Below are 11,000 nucleotides of genomic sequence, written 5' to 3' on the forward strand. Positions count from 1 at the left end.
TTTCGCCAAAGCGCGTCTGCACGCGGCAGCCGCCGCGCTCGATGGCGGCATCGACCACCAGCGTCCAGCCGGCGGCAGCCAGTTCGGTACCGAGCACCTGGCGGATCAGTTCAGCGTCGTCCTGATGGACGCGCAGCATGGCCGGCGCTGGCGCGGTGGGCCCATCGCCCAGCACTTCGCGCACCAGCGGCAGGATGCGCTCGGGCTGCACATGCAGCGCCCCGCGCAAGAACTGCTGCGCCAGCTGCAACGACAGATCGACCAGCTCTTCGGCGATGGCACCATTCATCTGGCCGACGGCGTCGCGCACCGATTGCATCAGCGTGGCGATCTGGCGGGCATCTTCCTCACCCTGGCGGCGGCCCTGCTCGAAGCCATCCTGGAAGCCCTGCGCGAAGCCATCGCGGCGGCCTTCATCGCGGGCGTTGGCCAGCTCCTCGTCCAGCGCGGCCTGCCATTCCTCTTCGGAGATATGCGGGTGCGCGTCTTCCGGCGGCGCAACTTCGATCGGCTCCGGCACAACTTCAACCACCGGCGCGGGCGGGCGACGGAAGTCCGCCGGCTCCCACGGCTGGCAGTCGACCAGCGTGTCGCGCGAAATGATGGGCGGGCGCGGCATCTCAGCGCTCCGTCAGGCCAGTGCGGGACGCGTGCTCAGACATACGCATCCTCTGCCTTGCGGCCGATGGTGATCTCGCCTTCTTCGGCCAGGCGGCGGGCGACCTGCAGGATTTCCTTCTGCTGCGCCTCGACTTCCGACACCTTGACCGGGCCCAGCACTTCCAGCTCTTCCTTGAGCATCATGCCGGCACGCTGCGACATGTTGGCGAACACCTTGTCGCGGAATTCCTGCTTGGCGCCCTTGAGCGCCACCACCAGCACTTCCTGCGAGATTTCGCGCAGCAACGTCTGCAGGCTGCGGTTGTCCAGGTCGATCAGGTTGTCGAACACGAACATCTTCTCGACGATGGCGTCGGCCAGTTCCGGATCGCGCGAACGCACGCCTTCGATGACGGAGGACTCCACCACGCTCGGCACCAGGTTGAGGATTTCCGCCGCCGTGAGCACGCCGCCCATCGCGCTCTTCTTGCGATGGTCGTTGCCCGAGAGCAGCGCGGTCAGCACGTCGTTGAGTTCTTTCAGCGCGCTGGGCTGGATGCCGTCGAGCGTGGCGATGCGCAGGATGGTGTCGTTGCGCAGGCGCTCGGTGAAGTACGTCAGGATTTCCGAGGCCTGGTCGCGATCCAGGTGCACCAGGATGGTGGCGATGATCTGCGGGTGCTCGTTGCGGATCAGCTCCGCCACCGACGAGGCATCCATCCACTTCAGGCCTTCGATGCCGCTGGTGTCGCCGCCCGAGAGGATCCTGTCGATGATGTTGGCGGCGCGGTCGTCGCCCAGCGCCTTGCGGAAGACGGTGCGGATGTATTCGTTGGAGTCGACGTCCAGCGGCAGGTCTTCGGCTTCGATGAAGAAGGCGTCGAAGGCATCGAGCACGCGTTCGCGCGACACGTTCTTGAGCGCGGCCATGGTGGCGCCGAGCTTCTGCACTTCGCGCGGGCCCAGGTGCTTGAGCACCTCGGCGGCTTCGCTTTCGCCCAGCGACATCATGAGGATGGCGCTGCGTTGGAGTCCTTCGGCGCTCATTCGTTACTCACCCATTGCTTGATGACGGCCGCGACGGCGCGCGGGTTCTGCTGCGCGATGCGGCGCATGGTCTCGAGCTTCTTCTCGAAATCGTTGTTCTTGCTGAGTTGCGGCAGGTCGTCGGGCAGGTCGTCAATGGAGCCCAGCGCGCCGGCGATGTGGTGCGGGCCCTCCAGCCCCGGACCGGCGGCAGCCGCCGCGCCGGTGATGATCGGTGCGTTCGGGTCGTCGCCCTCGCGGCCCACAAAGGTGGGCGAAACCGGCTCGCTCTTCTTGGCGGCCGAGCGGATCAGCGGGCGGATCACCGCAAACACCAGGATCAGGAAGGCGATCGCAAGCGCCCCGTACTTGGCGGCCTGGATGCCGTACTGGACCATCTCCGGCTGCTTCCACAGCGGCAGGTCATCCTTGGCCTGCGGCAGCGTGCCCGAGAACTGGCTGTTGACCACGTTGACGGAGTCGCCGCGCTTGGCGTCGTAGCCCACGGCGTCCTTGACCAGCGCGTTGAGCTTGGTCATCTCGGCGTCCGACAGCGGCTTCCAGGTCTTGCCGTCGCCGCGGTAGTTGACCACCACGGCCACCGAAAGGCGGCGCACGGTGCCCACGGCAGCGCGGGTGCGGCGCACGGTCTTGTCGACTTCGTAGTTGAGGGTGGTGTCGCGGGTGCTCGATTCCGTGCCGTTGCCCGTGGTCGCGCTGTTGGCGGTGGCCGCAGCCGGTTGCTGGGCGTTCGGACCATTGGCGGCCGGCTGCGAGGCCGCGGCCGGCGCCGGGGCGGTCGGCAGCATGCGCGGCGCGGTCGGCGGCTGGTTGGACAGCGCGCCCGGCACGCCGCCCTGGGCATTGGCCTTGTTCTGCGTCGATTCGCTGGTATGCGAGCTGCGCACCGCGCCGGCCGTCGGGTCCTGGTTCGGACGGTACGTCTCGGCCATCTGCTCGGTGTTGTCCAGATCCACGTCGGCCGTGACCTGCGCACGCACGTTGTCATCGCCCAGCACCGGGCCGAGGATGGCCTCGATGCGCTTGATGTAGCCCTGCTCGATTTCGCGCACGTAGTTGAGCTGGGTCGGGTCCAGCCCCGAGGCATTGTCCTGGAACGATGACGACAGCAGGCGACCGGCCTGGTCGACCACCGTCACGTTGGCCAGCGGCAGGTTGGGCACGCTGCTGGAGATCAGGTGGCCGATGGCCTGCACCTGGGAGCGGTCCAGCATGCGGCCCGGAAACAGCGTCAGCAGCACCGACGCGCTGGGCTTGGCCTGCTCGCGCACGAACACCGTGGGCTTGGAGAGCGCCAGGTGCACACGGGCGGACTGCACCTCCTGCATGGCCTGGATGGTGCGGGCCAGCTCCCCTTCCAGGGCGCGCTGGTAGTTGACTTGCTCGACAAACTGGCTGGTGCCGAACTTCTGGTTCTCCATCAGCTCGAAGCCGGCCAGGCCGCCCTTGGGCAGGCCCTGTGAGGCCAGCTTCAGGCGGGCCTCGTGCACGTTGGCCTCCGGCACCAGGATGGCGGTGCCGTGGTCGGCAAAGCGGTACGGCACGTTCATCTGCTGCAGAGCGGCGATGATGGCGCCGCCATCGCTGTCGGTCACGTTGCTGAACAACACGCGATAGTCAGGCGCCCGGCTCCACAGCGTGGCCGCGGCGATCACGGCGACCAGCGCGGCCGCAGCGATCATCGCCAGCAAGCGCGGCGACAGGCGGCCCAGCGGCCCGAGCGCGCTCAGCGCCCCAGCGTTCTGGCGCACCACCCCACCCTGGCCTACTGCCGGCATTTCCACCGTACCGAGCGTGTCGGCGACAGCAACCGAATCGGCTGTCGTTGGCATCCCTTTCTCCTGACTGACTGCGTTGCGCGGAGCGCGCCAAACCCGGAAAACAGGCAAGGCTCCGTGTTGGCATTATCGACAGCGCCCTGGCAAGCAATTCGCCAAGAAGAGGGCCTTTTCCCGTGCTTTTGGGCGCTTGGACACCCCTGCGCCGCTGCTACCTTTGCTGCACCGTGACGCCAGACCGGCCAGAAACCGCCAGCCGGGGGGTGCCACCAACAAAAGTGGATTAGTAAGCACATGGATATCACCAACGCGAATTCCGTGGTGTCGCTGATGAACAGCATCCTGGCGCCGTCCGGCCAGGTGGGCGGCATCGGCAGCGCGGTGGGCGGCGGCGACGATGCCAAGGTCAGCGTCGACTTCGGCGCCGTGCTCAAGTCGTCACTCGACAAGGTCAACGCCTCGCAGCAGAAGGCCGAGACCGTCTCGCGCAGCTTCGAAGCCGGCAACACCGACGTCGACCTGCACGACGTGATGCTGTCGCTGCAGAAGGCCAACATCGACCTGCAGACCGCTGTCCAGGTGCGCAACAAGCTGGTCTCTGCCTACCAAAGCGTCATGAGCATGTCGATCTGACGTGCGCTGCCCGCGCGCCTTCCGATCTTGCCCCTGGTTGTCGGGCAATCCGCGCCGCGCTGACGGGTGGGCGGACGATTGGCAAACGCGGTGCGCAACGCACGCCAGCCCAAGCCATTGAGAGCCCGCATGTCAAAACACGCCAAGCATCACGCTCGACCCTCGACTCGACCAGCGACCCGGCCCGCAGCTCGTACGGACATCGCGTTGGTTGTCATTGCCCGCAACGAGGCGTCCTGCATCGAACGCTGCCTGCTGAGCGCCAAGCCCCATGTCGACCGCATGGTCGTGCTCGACACCGGCTCGACCGACGACACCGTTGCCATTGCCCGCGCGTGCGGCGCCCAGGTGCACCACTTCACCTGGATCGACGATTTCTCCGCCGCCCGCAATGCTGCGCTGGAGAAGGCCGATGCCGACTGGAACCTGATCCTGGACGCGGACGAATGGCTCGAGGCCGGCGTGGAAGAGCTGCGCACCGCCTGCACCTTCGGTCCGCTGCTGGGCGTGGTATGCGTGCGCAGCGAGTACGACATCTCCGGCGCGGTGGAGCAGACCAACACCTGGATTCCGCGCCTGCTGCCGCGCGGCGTACGGTACGAGGGGCGCGTGCATGAACAGCCGGTGGCGTCATTGCAGCGGGTCCGGCTGCCGCTGGTACTCGGGCACGACGGCTATCTGAATGCCAAGCTGGACAAGAAACGCGACCGCAATGCAACGCTGCTGCACGAAGAGCTGGCCCAGCGCCCGGACGACCCCTACCTGCTGTACCAGCTCGGCAAGGACACAGAAGTCAACAGCAAGGACTTCGCCCGCGCCGCGGATTTCTACCTGCAGGCATTCGAGCGCGCGCCGCAAACCGTGCCATACCGCCACGACCTTTGCATCCGGCTGCTGTTCTGCCTAGCCAAGTCCGACCGCCTGGAGCAGGCCATCGCCCTGGCGGGCGAATGGATGGAGGTGTGGGCGGAATCGCCCGACTACTTCTTCATGCTGGGCCACCTGATGTTCGACTCGGCGGTCAAGCACCCCGCGCAGGCCGAGCAGCAGTGGCTGCCGATGGCCGAACAGGCCTTCCTGCGCGCCCTGGAGATCGGCGACAAGCCCAAGCTCGACGACAGCGTGTTCGGGCGCGGCAGCTTCGCGGCCGCCGAGAACCTGTCGATCATCTACAAGGCGCGCAGCAACACGCTCTCGCTCAAGGCCGACCAGTATTTCCAGCTTGCCAAGCAGCTGAAGGAAAAAGCGGCCGGGCCAACGATCCAATCCGCATAGTCCAATGAAAACAGTCATCCTGGCCGGTGGCCTGGGCACGCGCATCAGCGAAGAGTCCCACCTGAAGCCCAAACCGATGATCGAGATCGGGGGGCGCCCGATCCTGTGGCACATCATGAAGATCTACGCGGCCCACGGCATCAACGACTTCATCGTCTGCCTCGGCTACAAGGGCTACGTGATCAAGGAATACTTCGCCAACTACTTCCTGCACATGTCGGACGTGACCTTCGACATGTCCAAGAACGCGGTGACGGTGCATGAGCAGCACGCCGAGCCCTGGCGCATCACGCTGGTGGATACCGGCGAGCATTCGCTCACGGGCGGGCGGCTCAAGCGTGTCGCCCCGTACCTCGACAAGAACGAGCCGTTCTGCTTCACCTACGGCGACGGTGTGTCCGACATCGACATCAGCGCCAAGATCGCCTTCCACCGCGAGCACGGCAAGCTCGCCACCGTGACGGCGGTACAGCCGCCCGGCCGCTACGGCATGCTGCAGCGTGAGGGCGCGCGCGTCACCGGCTTCCTGGAAAAACCGCCCGGCGACGGCGGCCACTGGATCAACGGTGGCTTCTTCGTGCTGGAGCCGGCGGTGCTCGACTACATCGACGGCGATCACACCTCCTGGGAAGACACCCCGCTGTGCCGCCTGGCCGACCTCGGGCAGCTGAACACCTTCGAGCACAACGGCTTCTGGCAGCCGATGGACACGATGCGAGACAAGACCAGCCTCGAAGCCCTGTGGCAGTCGGGGAACGCACCATGGAAGACGTGGTGAAGCCCAGCTCCGCCGCCTGGGCAGGCCGGCGCGTCTTCCTGACCGGGCATACCGGCTTCAAGGGCAGCTGGCTGGCACTGTGGCTGCGCCAGCTCGGCGCCGAGGTCCACGGCTACAGCCTGGCACCGGCAACCACCCCCAGCCTGTTCAGCGTGGCTGGCGTGGAGTCCACCCTGTCCGGTCACACGCTGGCCGACATCCGCGACGCCAGCCGCCTGTCCGAGGCCATGGCGGCGGCCCGGCCCGATGTCGTCTTCCACCTCGCGGCGCAGCCGCTGGTGCGCGCGTCGTACCAGGACCCGGCCCACACTTATTCCACCAACGTGATGGGCACGGTGAACGTGCTGGAGGCCGCCCGCGCCTGCAGCGGCGTGTCCGCCATCGTGGTGGCCACCACCGACAAGTGCTACGACAACCGCGAGTGGGCCTGGGGCTACCGCGAGACCGACGCGCTGGGCGGCCATGACCCGTACAGCGCCTCCAAGGCCTGCACCGAACTGGTGGCCGCGAGCTATTGGCGCGCCTTCTTTGCCAATGCGAATGGCCCGCTGCTGGCGACGGCCCGCGCGGGCAACGTGATCGGCGGTGGTGACTGGTCCGAAGACCGGCTGATCCCCGATGCCGAGCGCGCCGTGAGCGCCAAGACGCCGCTCGTCATCCGCGCGCCGCACGCGACCCGGCCGTGGCAGCACGTGCTGGAATGCCTGAACGGCTACCTCATGCTGGCCGAGCGCCTGCTGGCGGGCGATGCCGCCTGCGCCAAGGCGTGGAATTTCGGCCCCGACACGCATGGCGCGCGTTCGGTCGAGCAGATCCTGCACGGCCTGCAGCGCCACTGGCCCGAACTTGCCTGGCAGCTGGCCGACGACGCGCACCTTGCGCCGCACGAAGCCGGCTTCCTGCACCTGGATGCCAGCCAGGCGCGCCAGCAATTGGGTTGGCGCACGGTCTGGCCGCTCGACACCGCGCTCGGCGAGACCGCCGGCTGGTATCAGCAACTGCGCCATGGCCTCGCCGATGCGCGATCGCTGTGCGAAGCCCAGATCGCACGCTTCACGCAAGCGACGCAGATCGATAAGGCGGTGCATGCATGAGCCGCCTGACGCTTGCGCAAACGCCCCTGGCCGGGCTCTATGAAGTCAGCCGGCACTTGCTGACCGACGAGCGCGGCTTCTTCGCGCGCCTGTTCTGCGCGCAAGAACTGGCGCCGTACGGTTTTGAACCGGCCGTCGCGCAGATCAACCATTCCCACACCCGCCACACCGGCACGATCCGCGGCCTGCATTTCCAACATCCGCCGCATGCGGAAGCCAAGCTGGTGACGTGCGTGCGGGGCCGGGTGTTCGACGTGGCGGTGGACCTGCGCCGCGGCTCCCCGACCTTCCTGCACTGGCACGCGGTGGAGCTGTCCGCCGAACGGCACAACAGCCTGCTGATCCCGCCCGGGTTTGCCCACGGTTTCCAGACCCTGGAAGACGATTGCGAACTGATCTACCTGCACTCCACGCCCTATGCGGCCGGTGCCGAGGGGGGCCTGCACCCGCTGGACAACGCACTGGCCATCGCCTGGCCGCAGGCCATGACCGCCTGCTCGGAGCGCGACCGCCAACACCCGGCGCTGACAGACGCATTCACTGGACTCAACGTATGAATTGCCGCCACTGCGCCACCCCGCTGCATCTGCCGCTGATTGACCTCGGCACGGCGCCGCCGTCCAACTCGTACCTGGAGGCCGGCACGCTGGACCAGCCCGAGCAGCGCTACCCGCTGCGCGTGATGGTGTGCGAGCACTGCTGGCTGACGCAGACCGAAGACTTCGCCCGCGCGGACACCTTCTTCAACGCGGACTACGCCTACTTCAGCGCCTACTCGGCCAGCTGGCTGCAGCACGCCGAGCGCTACGTCGCCGACATGCGCGCGCGCTTTGGCCTCGGGGCGCATAGCGTGGTGGCCGAAGTGGCCGCCAACGACGGCTACCTGTTGCAGTACGTGCGTACGCGCGACATCCCCTGCTACGGCGTCGAGCCGACCGCCAGCACCGCCGCCGCCGCCCGCGAGCGCGGCATCGACATCGTCGAGGATTTCTTTGGCGTGCGACTGGCCACGGAACTGGCCAAGGCCGGTCGGCAGGCGGACCTGATCGCCGCCAACAACGTGCTTGCGCACGTGCCCGACATCAACGATTTCGTGCGGGGGTTTTCCCTGCTGCTCAAGCCGCAAGGCGTGGCCACCTTCGAGTTTCCGCAGTTGCGCAGCCTGGTGGAGGGCATGCAGTTCGACACCGTCTACCACGAGCATTTTTCGTATCTGTCGCTGACCGCGGTCAATCACATCTTTGCCGCCAACGGCTTGCAGGTCTTCGACGTGCAGACGCTGCCCACCCACGGCGGCAGCCTGCGCGTGTTTGCGCAGCGCGCCGACACCGGCCAGCACGCCATCGCGCCCGTGGTGGCCGAAATGCTGGCCAAGGAAGAAGCCGTCGGCATCACCCGCCGCGCGTACTACCTGGACTTGCAGCGGCAGGCGGAGCGGATCAGGCAGGACCTCGTCGCCTGGCTGGCCGACTGCCGCCAGCAGGGGCTGCGCGTGGCCGGCTACGGCGCCGCCGCCAAGGGCAACACGCTGCTGAATTTTGCGGGCATCACCAGTGAGCTGCTGCCGTATGTGGTCGACCGCAACCCGGCCAAGCAGGGCAAGTTCCTGCCCGGCAGCCGCATTCCCATCCTGGGTGAAGACCACTTGCGCCAGGACAAGCCCGACGTGGTGCTGCTACTGCCCTGGAACCTGAAAGCGGAACTCGCCCAGCAACTCGCCTATGTTGGGGAATGGGGCGGCCGCCTGGCCGTGGCCGTACCCCAGATCGAGCAGATCGAATGGGTACAGGCATAGGAGGCGCCATGGCCAATCGCATCGCTTACACCAAGCCGTCGATCACCGACCTGGAAGTCGCGTACGTGACCGACGCCGCGCGCAACGGCTGGGGCCCGCAGTGCTACGCGTATATCGAACGCTTCGAAAAGCTGTTCGCCGCGCATATCGAAGCGCCCTACGCCATCGCCACGTCCAGTTGCACCGGTGCCATGCACATGGGGCTGGCCGCGCTTGGGATCGGAGCAGGCGACGAGGTGATCCTGGCCGACACCAACTGGATCGCCACTGCCGCGCCCATCGCGCATCTGGGCGCCACGCCCGTCTTCGTCGACATCCTGCCCGACAGCTGGTGCCTGGACCCGGCACAGGTGGAAGCCGCCATCACCCCACGCACGCGCGCCATCGTCGCCACCCACCTCTACGGCAACCTGTGCGACATGGACCGCCTGCTGGCGATCGGCCAGCGCCACGGCGTGCCCGTCATCGAAGATGCGGCCGAGGCGATCGGCTCGCGCTGGCGCGAGCGCCCGGCCGGCTCGCAAGGCACCTTCGGCACCTTCTCCTTCCACGGCACCAAGACCATGACCACCGGCGAAGGGGGCATGTTCGTCACGCATGACCGCGCGCTGTATGAGCGCGTGCTGGCACTGAGCAACCATGGCCGGGTGCCGGGCGGCAAGCAGTTCTGGCCGGACTTCATCGGCTTCAAGTACAAGATGTCGAACCTGCAGGCGGCGCTCGGCTGCGCCCAGCTGGAGCGCATCGATGCACTGATCGCGCGCAAGCGCGAGATCTTCGCCGCGTACCGCGCGCGCTTAGGCAGCGTGCCCGGGCTGCAGCTCAACCCCGAACCGCCGCACACGCAGAACGGCTACTGGATGCCGACGGTGGTCTTCGACGCGGCGCTGGGCATCACGCGCGACACGCTGCTGGCCGCGTTCTCGCAGCGCGGCATCGACGCCCGCGTGTTCTTCTACCCGCTCTCGCAGACGGGGCTGTTTGGGCCATCCGGCACGCCGGCCGGCGGCACGACCCACAGCGCGCCCAACAGCTACGCGATAGCGGAGCGCGCAATCAACCTGCCGTCCTATCACGAGATGTCGGAGGCCGACATCGACACCGTATCGCAAGTCGTCATCGACCTCGTGCGCACGCACCTGCAGGAGGGGCAACCATGTCTCGCATCCTGAACGACAACCAGCTCGACACCTTCCGCCGCGACGGCCTGCTGATCCTGCCCGGCTTCTACGCACCGGCGCAGACCGAGCCGATCCAGCGCGCCATCTACGACATCATCGGGCTGATCATCGACAAGTACCGGCTCGACATCGAACGCGCGCCGTTCAGCCCCGAGCGCTTCGACGATGGCTACCAGGCGCTGATCCGGGCCAAGCGGCAATACGGCGGCGAGGTCTATGACGCCGTCAAGCAGATCCCCGCCTTTGTGCGCCTGCTGGCCGATCCGCGCCACGAGCAGTTGTTTGCCGAAGTGCGCCCAGGCGCCCAGCCCGCCATTGCCGGGGCCGGCTACGGCATCCGCATCGACAACCCGAACGAAGAGAAATTCCGCGCCAACTGGCACCAGGAATATCCGGCGCAGCTACGCAGCCTGGATGGCCTGGTGTTCTGGAGCCCGCTGGTGGAGGTCACGCCCGAGCTTGGGCCCGTGGTGTTCTGCCCCGGCTCGCACCGCGAAGGCCCGCTGCCGGTGCTGAGCGCAGACCCGACCAACGCCGGCAAGCAAGGCGCCTACGCGCTCATGCTCAAGGACGAGGCGACGTATCTCTCGCGCTATCCGCAGGTCGCGCCGCTCACCCAGCCGGGCGATCTGGTGCTGGTCGATTTCCTGGTGCTGCATGCGTCCGGGTTCAACACCAGCAGCCGCTCGCGCTGGTCGATGCAGTTCCGCTACTTCAACTTCTGCGAACCGACCGGACGTTCGCACGGCTGGAAGGGCTCGCACGCCAGCGGCGTCGACTTCCGCACCATCCATCCCGAACTGTGCGCGGAACACTGAC

At 67.1% G+C, this 11,000-nt stretch carries 11 protein-coding genes; 8 read left to right on the forward strand and 3 right to left on the reverse strand.

What is annotated here, in order from left to right; translation table 11 throughout:
- The 3 genes from QZ609_RS05655 to fliF form a co-directional block, all read right to left on the reverse strand.
- On the reverse strand, positions 1–619 hold a 619-nt coding region (locus QZ609_RS05655), incomplete at its 3' end, for a flagellar assembly protein FliH (RefSeq protein WP_295492110.1).
- Positions 620–654: 35 nt separating this feature from the next.
- The gene (fliG, locus tag QZ609_RS05660) at positions 655–1,647 is read right to left on the reverse strand and encodes a flagellar motor switch protein FliG (RefSeq protein WP_295492113.1); all 993 of its coding nucleotides are present in this window, start codon (positions 1,645–1,647) and stop codon (positions 655–657) included.
- Positions 1,644–3,479: a flagellar basal-body MS-ring/collar protein FliF gene (gene fliF / locus QZ609_RS05665; protein WP_295492115.1), complete on the reverse strand. Its 1,836-nt coding sequence runs from the start codon at positions 3,477–3,479 to the stop codon at positions 1,644–1,646. The genes fliG and fliF overlap by 4 nt, the downstream gene beginning before the upstream one ends.
- 240 nt (positions 3,480–3,719) lie before the next feature.
- Between fliF and fliE the strand changes: the two genes are divergently transcribed.
- From fliE to QZ609_RS05705, 8 genes are all read left to right on the forward strand, one after another.
- Entirely contained in the window at positions 3,720–4,058 is a 339-nt protein-coding gene (gene fliE / locus QZ609_RS05670; protein WP_295492117.1) for a flagellar hook-basal body complex protein FliE, read from the forward strand.
- 129 nt (positions 4,059–4,187) lie between these two features.
- A complete protein-coding gene (locus tag QZ609_RS05675; protein ID WP_295492119.1) occupies positions 4,188–5,333 on the forward strand; it encodes a glycosyltransferase family 2 protein in 1,146 nt (381 codons plus the stop codon).
- Between the two features lie 4 nt (positions 5,334–5,337).
- The gene (rfbF, locus tag QZ609_RS05680; RefSeq protein ID WP_295492121.1) at positions 5,338–6,111 is read left to right on the forward strand and encodes a glucose-1-phosphate cytidylyltransferase; all 774 of its coding nucleotides are present in this window, start codon (positions 5,338–5,340) and stop codon (positions 6,109–6,111) included.
- Positions 6,096–7,205 (forward strand): CDP-glucose 4,6-dehydratase, encoded by a 1,110-nt coding sequence (gene rfbG / locus QZ609_RS05685; RefSeq protein WP_295492123.1) that lies wholly within the window; start codon positions 6,096–6,098, stop codon positions 7,203–7,205. The genes rfbF and rfbG overlap by 16 nt, the downstream gene beginning before the upstream one ends.
- Positions 7,202–7,762, forward strand: coding sequence for a dTDP-4-dehydrorhamnose 3,5-epimerase family protein (locus tag QZ609_RS05690; RefSeq protein ID WP_295492125.1), 561 nt, complete (start codon positions 7,202–7,204; stop codon positions 7,760–7,762). The genes rfbG and QZ609_RS05690 overlap by 4 nt, the downstream gene beginning before the upstream one ends.
- The gene (locus tag QZ609_RS05695) at positions 7,759–9,000 is read left to right on the forward strand and encodes a class I SAM-dependent methyltransferase (RefSeq protein WP_295492127.1); all 1,242 of its coding nucleotides are present in this window, start codon (positions 7,759–7,761) and stop codon (positions 8,998–9,000) included. The genes QZ609_RS05690 and QZ609_RS05695 overlap by 4 nt, the downstream gene beginning before the upstream one ends.
- 8 nt (positions 9,001–9,008) lie before the next feature.
- Positions 9,009–10,172 (forward strand): DegT/DnrJ/EryC1/StrS family aminotransferase, encoded by a 1,164-nt coding sequence (locus QZ609_RS05700; protein ID WP_295492128.1) that lies wholly within the window; start codon positions 9,009–9,011, stop codon positions 10,170–10,172.
- Complete coding sequence (locus tag QZ609_RS05705) at positions 10,157–10,999, forward strand: phytanoyl-CoA dioxygenase family protein (RefSeq protein ID WP_295492130.1); 843 nt, start codon at positions 10,157–10,159, stop codon at positions 10,997–10,999. Before QZ609_RS05700 ends, QZ609_RS05705 begins: the two co-directional genes overlap by 16 nt.
- The last annotated feature ends 1 nt before the right edge of the window (position 11,000 follow it).

Origin of the sequence: uncultured Ralstonia sp. (assembly GCA_913056305.1) — a bacterium.
Lineage (GTDB): Bacteria > Pseudomonadota > Gammaproteobacteria > Burkholderiales > Burkholderiaceae > Ralstonia.